Origin of the sequence: Nonomuraea sp. AD125B, from assembly GCF_041402765.1 — a bacterium.
Taxonomy (GTDB): domain Bacteria; phylum Actinomycetota; class Actinomycetes; order Streptosporangiales; family Streptosporangiaceae; genus Nonomuraea; species Nonomuraea bangladeshensis.
Map to the genome: position 1 here is coordinate 84029 of NZ_JBGLOU010000024.1, position 17639 is coordinate 101667.

14 protein-coding genes are annotated in these 17639 nt (G+C 72.2%); 9 read left to right on the forward strand and 5 right to left on the reverse strand.

Annotated features, from left to right (window positions below):
* Positions 1-45 precede the first annotated feature (45 nt).
* The 4 genes from ACBR40_RS42780 to ACBR40_RS42795 all read left to right on the forward strand — a co-directional run bounded on the left by ACBR40_RS42780 (position 46) and on the right by ACBR40_RS42795 (position 5318).
* Complete coding sequence (locus ACBR40_RS42780; RefSeq protein WP_371252439.1) at positions 46-1593, forward strand: serine/threonine-protein kinase; 1548 nt, start codon at positions 46-48, stop codon at positions 1591-1593.
* Positions 1590-2573: an NAD(P)-dependent oxidoreductase gene (locus tag ACBR40_RS42785; RefSeq protein ID WP_371252440.1), complete on the forward strand. Its 984-nt coding sequence runs from the start codon at positions 1590-1592 to the stop codon at positions 2571-2573. Before ACBR40_RS42780 ends, ACBR40_RS42785 begins: the two co-directional genes overlap by 4 nt.
* A gap of 131 nt (positions 2574-2704) precedes the next feature.
* A complete protein-coding gene (locus tag ACBR40_RS42790; protein WP_344218809.1) occupies positions 2705-4054 on the forward strand; it encodes an FAD-binding oxidoreductase in 1350 nt (449 codons plus the stop codon).
* Positions 4055-4058: 4 nt separating this feature from the next.
* A complete protein-coding gene (locus tag ACBR40_RS42795) occupies positions 4059-5318 on the forward strand; it encodes a cyclopropane-fatty-acyl-phospholipid synthase family protein (protein WP_344218811.1) in 1260 nt (419 codons plus the stop codon).
* A gap of 30 nt (positions 5319-5348) precedes the next feature.
* Here ACBR40_RS42795 and ACBR40_RS42800 read toward each other — a convergent pair whose 3' ends face one another.
* The gene (locus ACBR40_RS42800; protein ID WP_371252441.1) at positions 5349-6263 is read right to left on the reverse strand and encodes a zinc-binding dehydrogenase; all 915 of its coding nucleotides are present in this window, start codon (positions 6261-6263) and stop codon (positions 5349-5351) included.
* A gap of 113 nt (positions 6264-6376) precedes the next feature.
* On the opposite strand from ACBR40_RS42800, the gene ACBR40_RS42805 reads away from it, so the two are divergent.
* The gene (locus ACBR40_RS42805; RefSeq protein ID WP_371252442.1) at positions 6377-7141 is read left to right on the forward strand and encodes a TetR/AcrR family transcriptional regulator; all 765 of its coding nucleotides are present in this window, start codon (positions 6377-6379) and stop codon (positions 7139-7141) included.
* Between the two features lie 10 nt (positions 7142-7151).
* Here ACBR40_RS42805 and ACBR40_RS42810 read toward each other — a convergent pair whose 3' ends face one another.
* Positions 7152-7277 carry a hypothetical protein gene (locus ACBR40_RS42810; protein WP_364463793.1) on the reverse strand — a complete coding sequence of 42 codons (126 nt, stop codon included), beginning with the start codon at positions 7275-7277 and terminating at the stop codon, positions 7152-7154.
* Positions 7278-7382: 105 nt separating this feature from the next.
* The gene (locus tag ACBR40_RS42815) at positions 7383-8918 is read right to left on the reverse strand and encodes a long-chain fatty acid--CoA ligase (RefSeq protein WP_371252443.1); all 1536 of its coding nucleotides are present in this window, start codon (positions 8916-8918) and stop codon (positions 7383-7385) included.
* A 149-nt stretch (positions 8919-9067) separates the two neighbouring features.
* Between ACBR40_RS42815 and ACBR40_RS42820 the strand changes: the two genes are divergently transcribed.
* From ACBR40_RS42820 to ACBR40_RS42830, 3 genes are read left to right on the forward strand one after another with little or no spacing between them, the layout of a single operon-like run.
* The gene (locus ACBR40_RS42820; protein WP_371252444.1) at positions 9068-10609 is read left to right on the forward strand and encodes a GMC family oxidoreductase; all 1542 of its coding nucleotides are present in this window, start codon (positions 9068-9070) and stop codon (positions 10607-10609) included.
* 43 nt (positions 10610-10652) lie between these two features.
* The gene (locus tag ACBR40_RS42825; protein ID WP_344218823.1) at positions 10653-11906 is read left to right on the forward strand and encodes a cytochrome P450; all 1254 of its coding nucleotides are present in this window, start codon (positions 10653-10655) and stop codon (positions 11904-11906) included.
* Positions 11907-11929: 23 nt separating this feature from the next.
* Positions 11930-12769 (forward strand): alpha/beta fold hydrolase, encoded by an 840-nt coding sequence (locus tag ACBR40_RS42830; RefSeq protein WP_371252445.1) that lies wholly within the window; start codon positions 11930-11932, stop codon positions 12767-12769.
* Positions 12770-12775: 6 nt separating this feature from the next.
* Here the strand turns inward: ACBR40_RS42830 and ACBR40_RS42835 are convergent, their stop codons facing one another.
* Positions 12776-13807, reverse strand: a complete 1032-nt coding sequence (locus ACBR40_RS42835) for a methyltransferase domain-containing protein (RefSeq protein ID WP_371252446.1) — start codon at positions 13805-13807, stop codon at positions 12776-12778.
* Positions 13808-14029: 222 nt separating this feature from the next.
* On the opposite strand from ACBR40_RS42835, the gene ACBR40_RS42840 reads away from it, so the two are divergent.
* On the forward strand, positions 14030-15271 hold the full coding sequence (locus tag ACBR40_RS42840; protein ID WP_371252447.1) for a cytochrome P450: 1242 nt from the start codon (positions 14030-14032) through the stop codon (positions 15269-15271).
* Here ACBR40_RS42840 and ACBR40_RS42845 read toward each other — a convergent pair.
* Positions 15268-17325, reverse strand: coding sequence for a hypothetical protein (locus ACBR40_RS42845; protein WP_371252448.1), 2058 nt, complete (start codon positions 17323-17325; stop codon positions 15268-15270). The two genes, ACBR40_RS42840 and ACBR40_RS42845, sit on opposite strands and share 4 nt — an antisense overlap.
* Between the last annotated feature and the right edge of the window lie 314 nt (positions 17326-17639).

Here is a 17639-nt window from a genome sequence, read left to right on the forward strand (position 1 = left end):
ATGGGAAACTTGCCCACTGTTCGTGGTGGTCTACAGGGGACGGACATGGTATCGGAGAGCAACCGGCTCATCGCCAGGCGCTACGAGTTAGTGCGCGAGCTGGGCCGCGGGGGGATGGGCGTGGTCTGGGAAGGCCGGGACACGCTGCTGAACCGTCAGGTGGCCATCAAGGAAGTCGTGCTGCCCGACGGGCTGCCGGCCGGCGACCGGGAACGTCAGCTCATGCGTACCGTCCGCGAGGCCCGCACCGCCGCCAAGCTCAACCATCCCGGCGTCGTCGCCGTCTACGACGTCGTCGAGGAGGGCGGCCGGCCCTGGATCGTCATGGAGCTGCTGAGCTGCCCCACGGTCGAGCAGGTCGTGCTCAGCACGGGCGCGCTGCCGATCCGCGAGGCCGCCGACGTCGGCCGCCAGGTGCTGTCGGCGCTGCGCGCCGCGCACGAGGCCGGCATCCTGCACCGGGACGTCAAGCCGAGCAACATCCTCATGACCGAGGACGGCCGGGCGGTGCTCACCGACTTCGGCATCGCCACGGTCGAGGGCGACGCCTCGCTCACCCGCACCGGCATGGTCACCGGCTCGCCCAGCTTCCTCGCCCCCGAGCGGGTGCGCGCCGACGCCGCGGGACCGGCCTCCGACCTGTGGTCGCTCGGCGCGACGCTGTACGCGTGCCTGGTCGGCCGCTCGCCGTTCGAGCGGGGCGAGGCCATGGCCACGCTCAACGCGCTGCTCAACGAGGAGCCCGACTACCGGCGCATCCCGCCCGCCATGCACCCGGTGCTCCGCGGCCTGCTGCAGAAGGAGCCCGAGCAGCGGCTGAGCGCCGAGGAGGCCGACCGGCTGCTGGCCGAGCTCGCCGCCACCTCCCGCCCCGCCTACGACGACGACGCCGACGAGCCCAGGCGCGGGCGCGGCGGACGGGGCCGGACCCTGCTCGCGGCGGCCACGGTCGCCGTCGTGGTGGTCGGCGCGGGGACGTTCGGCTACTTCAGGTTCGCCACGCCCGCCGAGGGCGCGCCGCGCGCCAGCACCGCGCCCGCCGCCGCGACCGCCCCGCTCACCCCCGTCCCGACGTCGGCCACGCCCACGCCCAGTGCGACCCCCTCGGCCAGGCCGAGCGTCACGCGGGCGGCGGCGCCGCTCGTACGGGCCTGGCGATCGCCCGACGGCTGGACGATCCTGCGGCCCTACGGCTGGCGGGGGGCGCGGCGGGAGGCGTACACGGAGTGGACGCGCCGCGACCGCAACGCCCACTTCGGGGTGCAGGCCGTCTACAGCAGCACCGACCCCGCCGAGCTGATGATCACCACCCGCGACGAGCTGCGGCAGAGCGCCGAGGACGTCGTCACCCGGGGCCGCCGCACCGTCGACCACCAGGGCGTCAGGGCGCTGGAGTGGGAGCTCACCTACACGGCGGGCGCCGAGGGCGGCGCGCCCTGGGTCACGCCCGGCGCCCGCTACCGCGAGCTGCGCAGGGCCGTGGTCGTCGGCGACACGGCCTACGTGCTGTCCTGGACCGTCGCGGAGGGCCAGTGGGCGCGCAGCCAGCGGCTGATGCGGCAGGTGATCAACAGCTTTACGGTGAGGGCATGAGCCCCTGGACCCTGCTCGCCCTGCCGCCGCTTCCCGAGACGTTCATCCGCAGCCTGCTCGCCCCGCTCGGCGACCGGGTGGACGTGCGGGTGCCCGCCGCCCGCGAGCGTGACGCGCTCCTCGCGGCGCTGCCGGACGCCGAGATCGTGCTCGGCGACTGGACGGGCACGCTCGTCCTCGACGGCGCGGCGGTCGCCGCCGCGCCCCGGCTGGCCTTCGTCCAGCAGCCCTCGGTCGGCGTGGACGGCCACGACCTCGCCGCGCTGACGGCGGCCGGGGTGCCGCTGGCGAACACGCCGGGCGTCAGCGCCGTCGCCGTCTCCGAATGGTGTCTCGCGGCCGCCCTGGCGCTGGCCCGCCGGCTCGTCGCGGGCGACGCCGCGGTGCGGGCCGGGGAGTGGCCGCAGCAGAGTCTGCGGCCGTACGAGCTGCGCGGCCGGAGCGTCGGCGTCGTCGGCTACGGCCCGATCGGCGTGGCCTGCGCCGAGTTGTTCCGCGCGCTCGGCTGCGAGGTCCGCTTCTGGACCCGCACCCCCCGCGAGGACCCCGCCTACCAGGACCTCGGCGCGCTCCTCGCGGGCAGCGACGTCGTGGTGGTCGTCATCGCGCTGTCCGAGGAGACCACGCGCCTCGTCGACCCGGCCCTGATGAAGCCCGGCGCGCTGCTCGTCAACGCCGCCCGCGGCGAGGTCGTCGACCAGGCCGCGCTGGTGCGGGCGCTGCGCTCGGGCCACCTGGCCGGGGCCGCGCTGGACGTCTTCGAGACCGAGCCGCCGCCGCCCGGCGACCCCCTGCGCGAGCTGCCGAACGTGCTGCTCAGCCCGCATGTCGCGGGCGTCACCCCCGAGGCGAGCGGCCGGCTGCTGACCGCCGTCGTGGACAACCTCCGCGCCGCCGTCGAGGGCCGCGAACTGGCCGGTGTGGTGAACGGCCTGCCGCCCACGGTCCGCAGGAAGTCAACGGGAATGACTACCCGATAACGGATTCACCTGGCACGATAAACAGTTTTCGTGTCTTTAACGACCCCGGTCTGGCCCGAGCCGCGAGCGGGAGATACCGTGCTGACGGACGATCTCTACCAGCTCAAGGGGGTGCTTTGGTGACGACGACGATGTCGACACACCGACGGGCAGTAGAGCAGATCAGGCAGTCGTACGCGGAGATCCCCGGCGGCGCCGCGCCCCGCCTGGCCAAGTCGACGTCGAACCTCTTCAGGTTCCGCGACTCCGGCCGCACCGCGAAGCTGTCGGCACGCGACCTGGACGAGGTCATCAGCGTGGACCCCGAGACCATGACGGCCGAGGTCCAGGGCATGACCACCTACGAGCACCTGGTCGAGGCCACGCTGCCGCACGGGCTCATGCCGTACGTGGTGCCCCAGCTCAAGACCATCACGCTCGGCGGCGCCGTCACCGGTCTCGGCATCGAGTCGACCAGCTTCAGGGACGGCCTGCCCCACGAGTCGGTCGAGGAGCTGGAGATCCTCACCGGCGACGGGCGGGTGATCGTGGCGCGCGAGGACAACGAGCACCGCGAGCTGTTCCGCTCCTTCCCCAACTCCTACGGCACGCTCGGCTACGCCCTGCGCATCAGGATCAAGCTCCGCAAGGTCCAGCCGTACGTGCATCTCACCCACGTCAGGTTCACCGACGCCGCCAAGTGCATGCTCGCCATGCAGGAGATCTGCGAGAGCATGGTCCACGACGGCGAGCGGGTCGACTTCGTGGACGGCGTCTTCTTCGACCCCGGCGAGATGTACATCACCCTCGGCCGCTTCGCCGAGCGCGCGCCCTACGTCTCCGACTACACCGGCATGCGCATCTACTACCAGTCGATCAGGCAGCGCAACCGCGACTGGCTGACCATCCACGACTACCTGTGGCGCTGGGACACCGACTGGTTCTGGTGCTCGCGCGCCTTCGGCGTGCAGCAGCCCGTGGTCCGCTCGCTCATGCCGCGCCGCTGGATGCGCTCCGACGTCTACCGCCGCCTGGTCGCGCTCGACCGGAAGTACGGCGTGACCGCCCGCGTCGACCGCTGGCGCGACCAGCCCGTCCACGAGTCGGTCATCCAGGACGTCGAGGTGCCCGTCGAGCGCGGCGCCGAGTTCCTGGAGTTCTTCCACGACAAGGTGGGCATGACCCCGGTGTGGATGTGCCCGCTCCGGGCCGGCTCCCGCTGGCCGCTCTATCCCCTGGAGCCGGGCCGGCTGTACGTCAACTTCGGCTTCTGGGGTATGGTGCCGCTGCCACGGGGACAGTTCGACGGTTACTACAACCGGCTGATCGAGAACGCCGTGCACGATCTCGACGGCCACAAGTCGCTCTACTCGACGTCCTTCTACGACCCCGAGCAGTTCTGGCAGTTGTACAACGGCGATGCCTACTGGCCGGTCAAGCAGGAATACGACCCGAACGGACGCCTGCTGGACCTGTACGACAAGTGTGTACGGGGAAGGTGAGTCGATGGCTCTCGCAACCATCTTCGAGAAAATCGTCGGCAAGGACGCCAACATCGCGTTCATGGCCTACGACGGCAGCAAGGCGGGGCCGGACGCGGCCGACCTCGCGCTCGAGGTCAAGTCGCCGATCGCGGTGGCCTACCTGGCGCAGGCCCCGGGGGAGCTGGGCCTGGCCAGAGCCTACATTTCCGGTCACATCGACGTGCACGGCGACATGTACACCCTGCTCGACCGCATGTGGAACATCACCACCAACGACCTGAGCACCGCCGAGAAGGTCGCCGCGGTGCGGGCGCTCGGGGTCAAGCCGCTGCTCATGCGGGTCCCGCCCCCGCCGCAGGAGATGCGGCAGAGCACGCTGGCCAGGCTGGGGTCCCGGCACGCCAAGCAGCGCGACGCCGAGGCCATCCACCACCACTACGACGTCTCCAACCGGTTCTACCGGTGGGTGCTCGGGCCGTCGATGGCGTACACCTGCGCGGCCTTCCCCGAGGAGAGCTCCTCACTTGAGGAGGCCCAGTTCGCCAAGTTCGACCTGGTGGCGCGCAAGCTCGGCCTCAAGGAGGGCATGCGCCTGCTCGACGTCGGCTGCGGCTGGGGCGGCATGGTCATCCACGCCGCCAAGCACTACGGCGTCAAGGCGCTCGGCGTCACGCTGAGCAAGCAGCAGGCCGAGTGGGCGCAGAAGGCCATCGCCGACGAGGGTCTGCAGGACCTCGCCGAGGTCCGCTTCATGGACTACCGCGACGTACGGGAGACCGGCTTCGACGCGGTCAGCTCCATCGGCCTGACCGAGCACATCGGCAAGGACAACGTGCCGGCGTACTTCGAGTTCCTGTACGGCAAGCTCAAGCCGGGCGGCCGGCTGCTCAACCACTGCATCACCCGCCCGACGGGCAAGGAGAAGACCTTCAACAAGGGCGGCTTCATCAACCGCTACGTCTTCCCCGACGGCGAGCTGGAGTCGGTGGGCTGGCTGATCCGCCAGATGGAGGACCTCGGCTTCGAGATCCGCCACGAGGAGAACCTCCGCGAGCACTACGCCAAGACCCTCCGCCACTGGTGCGACAACCTCGACGCCAACTGGGAGGACGCGGTCCAGGAGGTCGGCATGGGCACCGCCCGCGTCTGGGCGCTCTACATGGCCGGCTGCATCGTGGGCTTCGAGCGCAACAAGGTCCAGCTCCACCAGGTGCTGGCGGTCAAGCTGGACGACCAGGGCCGCTCCGGCATGCCGCTGCGCCCGGCCCGCGACTGGCCCTGACCTTCCCGCCCGCGGCCGGGAGGCCGTCCTTCACGGCGCCTGGGTGACGTCGAGGACGGCCTTTCCCGCGACGCGCCGCTCCAGCAGCGCCGTGGCGGCCTCACCGACCCGTTCCCAGGACCCCCGCCAGCTCACCTCCGGCGACAGCCGGCCCGACGCCACGAAGGCGAGCAGCGTGGCGAGGTCGGGTCCCGGCTCGCGTACGTCGCCGAACGAGCTCACCGTCTTCGCCGGGCCGAGCGAGAACAGCGAGTACGGCGCGAGGACGGCGGGCTCGCCCGAGGCCCAGCCGATGGCCTGGATGTCGCCGCCGGGCGCGAGCAACCGCCAGGCGGCGGCGAGCTGAGGGCCGCCGACGTTGTCGAGGATCAGGTCCACGGGCTCGCCGACGCCGTCCAGGCCGATCACCACCTCGGCCGCGCCGAGTTCGGCCAGGCCGGCGGCACGGGACGGGGAGCCGACCGAGGCGATGACGTGCGCGCCGCCGAGCGCGGCGAGCTGGACCGCGTAGCGGCCGACGCCGCCCGCGGCGCCGGTGACGAGCACGCGGCGGCCGAGGATGGGGCGGGTGCGCAGGGTGCGCAGCGCGGTGAGGCCGGCCATCGGGAGCGCGGCGGCGGCGGCCAGGTCCACGCCGTCGGGGACGGCGGCCACGGCCGTGACGTCCACCGCCATCCGCTGCGCCCACGCCCCCTCCCCGAACGCCACCACGCGCGTGCCTTCGGCCGGGCCGGTGCCGTCCGTCGCCGCCTGCCGGACGGTCCCGGCCGCGTCGAACCCGTGGACGGTGCCGGGCGGGCGGCCGGCGGCGCCGATGACCTCGCCGCGGTTGAGCGAGACGTGGTGGACGTCGAGCACGAGCCGGCCGGGACCTGGCTCCGGCTCGGGCGCGGTGCCGAGGCGCAGGGCGCCGGGAGCGTCGGGATCGGTGACGAGAGCGCGCATGGTCGAGCTGCCTCCTTGGCGGCGAAGGGTAAGCGGACCGTCGGTCCGGATGGGTATGCACGCTAGCATAAACGGACCGACGGTCCGCGACAATGAGGGGGAGGAAGGACGTCATGACAGACGGGCGGACGGAGCAACTCGACGCCACGCGCGACCGGGCGGAGCAAGTCGGCGCCCCGCGCGACCGGACGGAGCGGGCCGGGCGCGAGCGAGTCGGCGCCGGGCGTGAGCGGGCGGAGCGGGTCGGCGCCGGGGGCGGGCGGGTGGAGCGGGGGGATGCCGCGCGTAATCGGGTGGCGGTGTTGCGGGCGACCGAGCGGCTGCTGGCGGAGGGCGGCGGCGACCACGTGTCCATCGACCGGGTCGCGGCGCTGGCCGGGGTCGGGAAGGGCACGGTGTTCCGGCGGTTCGGCAGCCGGGCCGGGCTGCTGCAGGCGCTGCTGGAGGAGCGCTCGAAGGACCTGCGGGAGGCGGTGGCGGGCGGCCCGCCGCCGCTCGGCCCCGGCGCGCCGGCCCGTGACCGGCTGCTCGCCTTCCTCGACGGCCTGGGCGCGATCGCCGAGGGGAACGCGATCCTGCTGGCGGCGCACGAGCAGGCGTGCGCCGAGGACAAGTACGACGACCCGAGCTACCGCTCCTGGCACGGGCACCTCAGCACCCTCATCGCGGAGGCCCGCCCGGAGCTGGACGCGGGCTTCGTGGCCCACGCCCTGCTGGCGGTCTTCGACGGGGCGCTGATCCGGCACGTGACGCCGCCGGAGGACCCGCGCAGGTTCACCCGCTCGGTGCGGAGCCTGGCCCTGGCGCTGCTGGGGGACGGAGAGGATGGCCGCCACCTCCGCGCCGAGGTGGCGGCCCGCGTGCCGGAGGACCGCTAGAGGGAGAGGGTCACTCCGGGTCCTCGGCCGGAGCGGCGTGCTTGCCGCGGCTCGGCCGCAGCTCGGCCGGCCTGGCCGTTTCCTTGCCCTCTTCTGGCTGGTCCTTGGGGGTGTGGGGCTTCTCGTGGCGGCCCACGCGACCTCCTTTGCCGTGCTCGGTTGCATGCGGTTACCGCAAGATTACAATCAGCACGGCCGAAAGGCGAACGCCGCACGGCGTCCGCCTTCCGGGGGGCGAAGGTCAGCGCAGCTCGCGCTTGAGGATCTTGCCGGTGGCCGTCATCGGCAGCGCGTCACGGAACTCGATGATCCGCGGATACTTGTAGGCCGCCATGTTCTCCTTGCACCAGGCGATGAGCTCGTCCTCGGTGATCGTGGCGCCCGGCGTCCTGATGACGTACGCCTTGATCTCCTCGCCGTGCGACTCGTGCGTCACGCCCACCACGGCGGCCAGCGAGACGGCCTCGTGGGTCATGAGGACCTCTTCGAGCTCGCGCGGGTAGACGTTGAAGCCGCCACGGATGATCATGTCCTTGGCGCGGTCGATGATGGCGTAGTAGCCGTCGGCGTCGCGCGTGGCGATGTCGCCGGTGCGGAACCAGCCGTCCCGCATGACCTCGGCGGTGGCCTCGGGGCGGCCGTAGTAGCCCTTCATGACGTTGTGGCCGCGGATGGCGATCTCGCCGGGGCCCTCGCCCTCGACCGTCTTCCAGTCGCCGTCCACGAGCTTCATCTCCACGCCCCAGATGGGGGTGCCGATGGTGCCCGGCTTGGCCGGCCGGCCCGGCTGGTTGAAGCTCGCCACCGGCGAGGTCTCCGACAGGCCGTAGCCCTCCAGGATGCCGATGCCGAAGGTCTGCTCGAAGTCCTTCAGCACCTCGACCGGCGAGGACGCGCCGCCCGCCACCGCGATCCGCAGCGTGTCCGGCACCTCGGCGCCCTCGGCGTGGATCTTGGTGAGCATGCCCCAGTACATGGTGGGGACGCCCGCGAAGAACGTCACGCCTTCCTTGCGCATGAGCTCCAGGGCCTCGCCCGGCTCGAAGCGCGGCATGAGCACGACGGTCGCGCCGCGCAGGAACCCGGTGTTCATGACGGTGGTCTGGCCGAAGGAGTGGAACATCGGAAGCACGCCCAGGTAGACGTCGCCGCCCTCGGTGGCCGGGAACATGCGGTCGCTGACGATGGCGTTCATCAGCATGTTCTGGTGGCTGAGCTCGGCGCCCTTGGGCTGGCCCGTGGTGCCGGAGGTGTAGAGGATGACCGCGGTGTCGTCGGGCGCGGTCTGCACGGTCTCGAACGTGGCCGCCGTGCCGCCGAGCGCCGCCCAGAACGACTCGCCGTACTCCGACTCGGTGGCGAGCGGGGTGGCGGGCAGCACGAAGAAGTGCTCACAGCCCTCGGCGGCCTCGAACCCGGCCTTGCCGCGCTCGCCGAGCGGCAGCTCGGGCGTGCCCTCGAAGCAGAACAGCGCCTTGGCGTCGCTGTCGTCGAGGTGGTAGGCGATCTCGCGGGACTGCAGCAGCACGTTGAGCGGCACCACGGTCGCTCCGGCCTTGAGGATGCCGTAGTAGACGAACGGGAAGTACGGCAGGTTGGGGCAGGCCAGCGCGACCTTGTCGCCCTTGCGGATGCCGCGCGACACCAGCAGGTTCGCCACCTGGTTGGCCACCGTGTCGATCATCGAGTACGGCAGCCGCATGTCACCGAAGACGATGGCCGTGCCGTCCGGGTTGTTCCTGGCGCTGTCCTCCAGGACGATCGACAAGTTCAGCATGACGCCTTCCTCCTCTAGCCGGCTTTCGCGCCATCTTCGCAGCATGGGCATACCGACCGGTAGGTAACGCAGGTTACAACTGGATATGGACGGCCCCCGGTCGCGTGGCGTAAGCAAGTAGTCAATTACTTGCCCCCATGGAGGGAACCATGGAGTACGACTACGTGATCGTGGGCGCCGGCTCGGCGGGCTGCGTGCTGGCCAACCGGCTGTCGGCCGATCCGGGCGTGTCTGTGGCCCTGGTCGAGGCGGGCGGCCAGGACGACAAGCTGGAGATCCGCATGCCCGCGGGTTTCGCCAAGCTCTTCAAGACCGACTACGACTGGAACTACACCACGGCCAAGCAGGACGAGCTGTCCGGCCGGGAGCTCTACTGGCCGCGCGGCCGGGTCGTCGGCGGCTCGTCCTCGCTCAACGCCCAGATGTGGGTGCGCGGCTGCGCCCGCGACTACGACCAGTGGGAGGTGCCCGGCTGGTCCTACGCGGACGTGCTGCCGTACTTCACCAGGGCCGAGCACCGGATCGGCAGCAACGAGGGCGGCGTCTACGGCACCGGCGGCCCGCTGCACGTCTCCGAGCTGCGCAGCCCCAACGTCACCACGGCCGCGTTCCTGCGCGCCTGCGAGGAGCTGGGGTATCAGCGGCTGCGCGAGCTGAACGGCCCCTCCAACGAGGGCTACTGCCCGACCCCCGTCACGCAGTACCGCGGCCGGCGCTGGAGCTCGGCCGACGCCTACCTGCGCCCGTCCCTCAAGCGGTCCAACCTCACCGTGATCACCGGGGTGACCGTCGAGCGGGTGCTGTTCGACGGCCGCAGGGCGGTGGGGATCGAGCACGGCGGCGCGCAGCTGCGGGCGCGGCGCGAGGTCGTCCTGGCCGCGGGCGCGATCGGCTCGCCGCACCTGCTCATGCGCTCGGGCGTGGGCGCGGCCGACGAGCTGCGCGCGGCCGGCGTCGAGGTCGTGCACGACCTGCCCGAGGTCGGCGGGAACCTCCAGGACCATCTCGCCTCCGGCGTGTACGTCGCCTGTCTCCAGCCGGTCACGCTCACCAAGGCCGAGTCCATCGGCAACCTGCTGCGTTTCCTCGTGCTGCGCTCCGGCATGCTCACCACGAACGTCGGCGAGGCGGTCGCGTTCCTGCGCACCTCGCCCGAGGAGCCCGCGCCGGACATCGAGCTGGTCTTCGCGCCGGTCCCGTTCGTGGAGCACGGCCTCGTCCCGGCGACCGGGCACGGCCTGACCGTGGGCGTGGTGCTGCTGCAGCCGGAGAGCCGCGGCCGGATCACGCTGAACGGCCGGGACCCGGTCATCGACCCCAACTACCTGAGCGCGGAGGCCGACGTGCGGCGGCTGGTCGCCGGGCTGAAGGCGGCCAAGCAGGTGTTCACGACCTCGGCGATGCGGCCGTACGCGGGCGGGCCGATGGACCCCTACTGGGGGCCGGAGAGCGACGAGGAGCTGGCCCAGTGGGTGCGCGAGCGCGCCGAGACCCTCTACCACCCGGTCGGCACCTGCCGGATGGGGGCAGACGAGGGCTCGGTCGTGGACCCGTCGCTGCGGGTGCGCGGCGTCGAGGGGCTGCGCGTCGCGGACGCGTCGATCATGCCGACGCTCAACCGCGGCCACACGCACGCCCCGGCCATCATGATCGGCGAGAAGGGGGCGGATCTGATCCTCGGGCGAAAGTGAGCGACCCTTGACGTAAGTGGTCACTTGCACAATGTTGGTGGGTATGACCCTGTCCACCGACGTCGACCTGTCGCACATCCCGTTCTGGGCCCTGCCGCAGGCCGAGCGCATGGAGGCCTTCCGCCGGCTGCGCGCGCTCGATCACCCGGTGTTCGTGCGCGAGCAGGCCGTGCCGTTCGTCGGCGGCGGACCGGGCTACTACGCCCTCGTCCGCCACGCCGACGTGACCGAGGCCAGCAGGAACGCGGCCGTCTTCAGCAGCGAGCCGTGCTCCAACAGCATCCCGGACATGCCGCGCTGGCTCAGCGTGTACTTCGGGTCGATGATCAACATGGACGATCCGCGGCACGCCCGGCTGCGGCGGATCGTCTCCCGCGCCTTCACCCCGCGCATCCTCGCCAAGATGGAGGAGGACCTCGCGCGGGCCGCCGCCGAGATCGTGGACCGGGCCGTCGAGGAGGGGCCGGGCGACTTCGTCACCCAGATCGCGGCCCGGCTCCCGGTCCGCGTCATCTGCGACATGATGGGCATCCCCGCCCAGTACCACGACATGGTGCTGCGGCGCACCAACGTCATCCTCGGCAACGCCGACCCCGAGTACACCGGTCTGTCGCCCGACTTCGGCCGGCTCAACGTGGCCCGCGGCCTGGCCAAGCTGCTGCACGCCGGCTACTCGCTCAACCGGCTGGCCGCCCGCCTCGGCGACGAGCGGCGCAAGCGGCCCACGGGCGACCTCGTCAGCCTGCTGGTCAACGGCGAGGAGCGGCTGTCGTCGCAGGAGCTGGGGTCGTTCTTCATCCTGCTCGTGGTGGCCGGCAGCGAGACCACCAGGAACGCCATCGCCTACGGGCTGAAGCTGCTCACCGACCATCCCGAGCAACGCGAGCTGCTCCTCGCGAACTTCGACGGGCACATCGTGGCCGCCTGCGACGAGATCGTCCGCTACGCGACCCCGGTCATCCAGTTCCGGCGGACGCTCACCCGCGACCACGAGATGAACGGGACGGCGTACAAGAAGGGCGACAAGGTGCTGCTCTTCTACAACTCCGCCAACCGCGACGAAGCGGTCTTCGACCACCCCGACACGTTCGACATCACCCGCGACCCCAACCCGCACGTCGGCTTCGGCGGCCCCGGCCCGCACTACTGCCTCGGCGCCCACCTGGCGCGCAGGGAGATGACGGTGATGTTCCGCGAGCTGTTCACCCGCCTGCCCGGCATCCGCGCGGCAGGCGAGCCGGACTTCCTGCTGTCCAACTTCATCAACGGCGTCAAGCACCTGCGCTATACCGTCTGACCCGAATGCTAGGTTTCGCAGTCATGGAGATCAGGACTGTCCACGCCAACGGGCTGGAGTTCGCGTATCTGACCCTGGGGGACGGGCCGCTCGCGCTGTGCCTGCACGGCTTCCCCGACACCGCGCACACCTGGCGGCACCTGATGCCGGCGCTGGCCGAGCAGGGCTACCGGGCGGTCGCGCCGTTCCTGCGCGGCTACGCGCCCACCGAGATCCCGGCCGACGGGGCGTACGAGGGGGCGGCGCTGGCCGCCGACGTCCTCGCGCTGCACGAGGAGCTGGGCGGCGGCGAGGACGCCGTCGTCATCGGGCACGACTGGGGCGCCTTCCCCGTCCACCAGTGCGCCGGCCGCTTCCGCCGCGCCGTCGCGCTGGCGGTGCCGCCGCCGGGCGCGCTGGCCGGCTCCTTCTTCGACTACGAGCAGCTCCGGCGCTCGTTCTACATCTTCCTGTTCCAGACCCCGCTGGCCGAGACCGCCGCGGCGGCCCCCGGCTTCATCGAGGGCCTCTGGCGCGACTGGTCACCGGGGTACGACGCCGCCCAGGACCTCGCCTTCGTCCGCCGCAGCCTGCTCGACGACCCGGCCAACCTCGCGGCGGCCATCGGCTACTACCGGGCGATGCTCGGCACCACCCCGCCCTCCGGCCGCTACCCGGAGCCGGGTCCGGAGGCGCGCGGGCCCGTGCTCTACCTGCACGGCGCCCAGGACGGCTGCCTGGGCGCCGGGCTCGTCAAGGACGCCGTCGCGCACCTGCCCGGCGGGTCGCGGGCCGAGATCGTGGCGGACGCGGGCCACTTCCTGCACCTGGAACGGCCGGACGAGGTCAACCGGCTGATCCTCGACTGGCTCGGGCCCGCCTGACCCTCCCTACTCCTTCCTGAGCACCGCGATCAGGGGGTGCCGCCCCGACAGGCTCACCCGTACGGCCCGCTCCACGGCGAACCCGCGCGGCGGCCCGTCGTCGTGGACCAGCGCCACCGCGAGCCCGTCGTCGGCCAGCACCCGCCGCACCTCCCGCCACAGCGGGCCGAGCCCGCCGGCGAGCAGCCCCAGGGGCGGCACCTGGCGGCCCCACGGCGGGTTGACCAGCACCCGGTCGGCCGCCCCGTCCCGTACGGGGACGCGGCCGCCGTCGGCGCGCGCCCAGGTGAACGCTCCACCGCCGCCCCCCGCGTTGGCCCTGGCGGCGGCGAGCGCGTCGGGCGCGTGGTCGAAGCCCAGGAAGCGGGCTCCCGGCGCGAGCGCGCGCGCCTCGATCAGCGTGGTGCCCGCGCCGCAGCACGGGTCCAGCACCGTCCCCGCACCGGCGGAGAGACACGCCAGGTCGGCGAGCTGCCCCATGGCGGCGGCCAGCGGCGGGTGCAGGGTGCCGCGGACGGAGGCCGTCTTGTAGGCGCGGCGGTGCAGCGGACGCCGGGCCGGCCGTACCGCGATCACCGCGCGCTCGCCCTCGATGGTGACCCGCCAGGCCGTCGCCTCGCCGGGCGGCCGCGCGCCGTCCCGCCGCGAGTGGTACGGCACCCGCGCCGGCCGCGCCAGCTCGGCCCCCACCGCGTCCTCGACGTCGTACCTGGTGTAGTTGCGCCGGCCCACGAACGACGCCGACACCTCCACTCCGGCCGGGCCGGGCGCCGGCAGCGGCCCGGGGTCCAGCTCGCGCGCGGCCCGGGCGAGCCGCCGCAGGGCGGAGCGATCCCGCCCGATCCCGTCCACCACGGCGGCGGCCAGCAGCACGTCGTCGGCCGTCCGCAACGCCGGCAACTCCGCTGTGCCCGGGGTCTCGAACCACACCTCGCGATGGCGCAGCTCCCGCACCACGCCCGCGCCGGAACGCCGGATCTCCGTGGCCACCAGGGGCTCGATGCCGTGCACCGCCCTGGCCACGGCAAAAGTATGCACGTGTCCTTCTCCCACGTCGCGACCCGGGACGGCGCTGAGTCAGCCGTCCCGCATCGCCGGCGGTGGGTGCTCCGCGACCCGCCGGCGGATCGCTAGCCGAGGTGGAAGAAGAACGTGTACATGGCGGTCATTCTAGCCACAGGGCGGGGCCCGGTTGATCACGTACGTACGGTGTACGTCAGAACCATTGACGTAAGTGCCTGCTTTTCCAATGATTGCCTCATGAGCGTCCTCGACTTCGACCTGTCGGACCGCGACTTCTGGGCCAGGCCCATGGAGGAACGCGAGCAGGCCTTCGACCGGCTGCGTGCCCGTGAGACCCCCGCGTTCTTCGAGGAGATGGACGTCGGCGTCGCCCCCAAGGGACCCGGCTACTACGCGCTGGTCAAGCACGCCGACATCCTGGAGGCCAGCCGCAACCCGGAGGTCTTCTGCTCGGGCGACGGCGGCGCGACCAACATCCCCGACATGCCGAGCGAGTTCACCGAGTACTTCGGCTCGATGATCAACATGGACGATCCGCGCCACGCCCGGCTGCGCAGGATCGTCTCGCGGGCGTTCACCCCCAAGATGATCAAGCAGTTCGAGGCGGACGTCGAGTCGGCGGCCACCACCATCGTGGACGACCTGCTGGTCAAGGGCCCCGGCGTCGATTTCGTCACCGAGGTGGCCGCCCGGCTCCCCCTGAAGATCATCTGCGACATGATGGGCATCCCCGAGCGGGACTACACCTACGTCTTCGACCGCTCGAACGTCATCCTCGGCGGCTTCGACCCCGAGTACACCGGCGGCGACCTCGAACAGATCGCCACCCGCCTGCTGACCGCCGGCATGGAGCTGCAGCAGCTCGTCCAGGACCTCGCCGCCCACCGCAGCGAGAACCCGACGGGCGACCTCACCTCGTCACTGGTCAACGCCAACATCGACGGCGAGCGGCTGACCATGCAGGAGCTGGGCTCGTTCTTCATCCTGCTCGTCGTGGCGGGCAACGAGACCACCCGCAACGCCATCTCCCACGGCCTGCACCTGCTGACCAGGAACCCCGACCAGCGCGCCCGCTGGCTGGAGGACCTCGACGGGCGCGCGCCCTCGGCCGTCGAGGAGATCGTCCGGCTGGCCTCACCGGTCAACTTCATGCGCCGCAAGGTCACCCGCGACTTCGAGATGAACGGCCACCTCTACCGCGAGGGCGAGAAGGCCGTCCTGTTCTACTGGGCGGCGAACCGGGACGAGGCGGTGTTCGAGGACCCGTACCGCTTCGACGTCACCCGCCACCCCAACCCGCACGTCGGCTTCGGCGGGCCGGGGCCCCACTTCTGCCTCGGGGCGCACCTGGCCCGGCGCGAGATCACGGTGATGTTCCGCGAGCTGCTGCGCCGGGTGCCCCAGATCGAGGGCGGCGAGCCGGACCGGCTGCACTCCTCGTTCATCAACGGCATCAAGCACATGGAGTGCCGCTTCTAGCCCAGCCTGAGCTGGTTCATCACCACCCGGATGTCGGGCAGGAGCTGCTTGCTCTCGGCCGGGATCGACACGAAGACGATGGCGGGCACGCTGCCGCCGGTGTTGACCGCCATCGTCACGATCGTGGCCTTGTCGGTGCCCGACGTCAGCGAGTACGCGATCAGCCGCCCGGTCTTGTCGCCCACCTTGATCGCCTGCTGGGCGACCTTGCGTACCTTGTTGTCGGACGGGAAGAACCGCTTCCTGGCGTCCAGCACGACCTGCTTGATCACCGGCTCCAGGTCGTCCTGGTCGTAGTACGACGCCAGCCGCTCCGGCAGCGGCCCCGACATGACCATGGCCGACTTGTCCTCGTTGATCGGGACGTACTGGCGGGTGTCGTAGCCGTAGGTCGCCTTGACCGTCGCGCGCTGGTCGAGCTGCCAGGTGCCGCCGAGGCGCGGGACGGAGATCCCGGCCGCCTGGTCGGGCACCCGGCCGATCACCGGCGAGGCCTTGCCGGGGTACTTCGGCAGCGGGCCGATCGAGGTGCCGGCCTTGGTCGCGCTCGGCTTCTGCGAGGTCGTGGGACCGGCGGCGGCGGTGCTCGCCGCCTCCTCGCCGGCCAGCGGCCCCGCCAGGAACGCCCACAGCAGCGCGGCCACCAGCGCGATCGCCACGGAGCCGCCAAGGGCGTAGATCCAGATCGGCTTGCCCTCGTCGTCGTCGTCCAGCGGGTCGCGCCCGCCCGTCGCCTCGTAGTTGTCGCCGAAGACGGTGTTCCAGAGCTCCTGCTGACGCTCAGGGGGCGGGGTGCGCGAGCCGCTGATCTGGCCCGCGGTCACGAACCTGTTCTCCGGGTCGGAGGGGTCGCGGCTCAGGTTGGAGCCGGCGCGTGACCCCTGCTGGGGAGGCTGCCCGTGCTCGCCGGGAGGCGCCGGCGGGGCGCCGATGTGGGTCTCGCCGGGGCGGCCGTAGGTGATCGTGCGCTCCTCGGACGGCTGCGGCGGCGGGCCGTGCGGCCCGGACGGGCCCTCGTGCGGCAGGGTCCCGGCGGGCGCGGCGGCGGCCTGCCCGAACGAGACCGGCGCGGAGGCGGCCGGTGCGCCGTCGTACGCGACCGGCGCCGACGCGACCGGGGCCGACGCGACCGGGGCGCCGTCGAACGGGGCCGCAGCCGGGGCGTTGTCGAACGGGCGCGGCTCGGGCGCCTCGACGGGCTCCGGGGGGCGGGGCGGCCAGGGCGCCGGCGTGGACAGGTTGGCCCACGCGCCGGGGGAGGGCGTCGGCGGCTGCTGCCAGGCGGGCACCGGGTCGGGCACCCGATGCGGCGCCGCGTCGAACCCCGGCTCGGGCATACGGCCGGGGCCGGCGTTCATCGGGTCGGACATGCGGCCGGGCCCGGAGCTGGTGGGGTCGGACATGCGGCCGGGCCCGGCGTTCATCGGGTCGGGCATGCCGTTGGGACCGGAGGTCATGGGGTCGGACATGCCGTTGGGGCCGGAGTTCGGCAGTTGGCCGGGCGCGGGAGGACGGCCGTTGCCGCGCTCGCCGGCCCACGCCGGAGCGCCGCCGTCCTTGCGCGGCGGCTCGGGCCAGCCGGCGTCCGGGCGGGGCGGCTCAGGCCAGGACGGGCCGGGGTCCTGCGCGCCGTAGGAGCCCGGGGCGTCCGCGCGGCGGCCATCGCCGGCAGCGCCGTGCGGCCCGCCGTTCCGCGGGCCGTTGCCGTTCGCGCCGCCGTTCCTCGGACCGTTCCCGTTCGCCGCGCCGTTGCCGGCGCCGTGACCTGCGCCGTTCGCGGGGCCGTTCACGGGGCCGTTCGCTGGGCCGCCGCGGGACGGGCGGGGCGGCTCCGGCCAGGAGCTCTCGGGGCGCGGGGGCTCGGGCCAGGCGGGGTCGTGACCGGCCTGCCGCGGCGTCTCCGGCCACGACATGGGCACCTCGGCCGCGGGCGTTCCCGCCCAGGAAGGGGAGGAGTCCTGCTCGGAGGGCGTGCTGGCCCACGAGGATGGTTCCCTGCGCGGCGCCTCCGGCCAGGATGGGGGCAGGTGTGGTCCGGAGTTATCCGTTGCCATGTCTGCCGGTCCTCCCGAAGTTCTGTCCGGATCAACCCTTATATCCGGATTTGACGTACCAGGCATGATCTCATGGGATTTTCCAGGAGATGAGGGTGGTTCCGCAGCGAAACGAGCGAAGCCATGCGGATCGGTGGGCGGGTCCTGCATGGGCAGGCCGTCCTCCGGTCGATCGCGCTCAGCTGGGTATACCACGGCGACAAGGGTAATCTTCTGGGACGAATGAGGTCACAACGGATACATCACCATCGGGTCTCGTCAACCCTGAAGCGTCCATTGTGCCTGGGGCCGCCGATCGTCTGCCTGCATTCAGC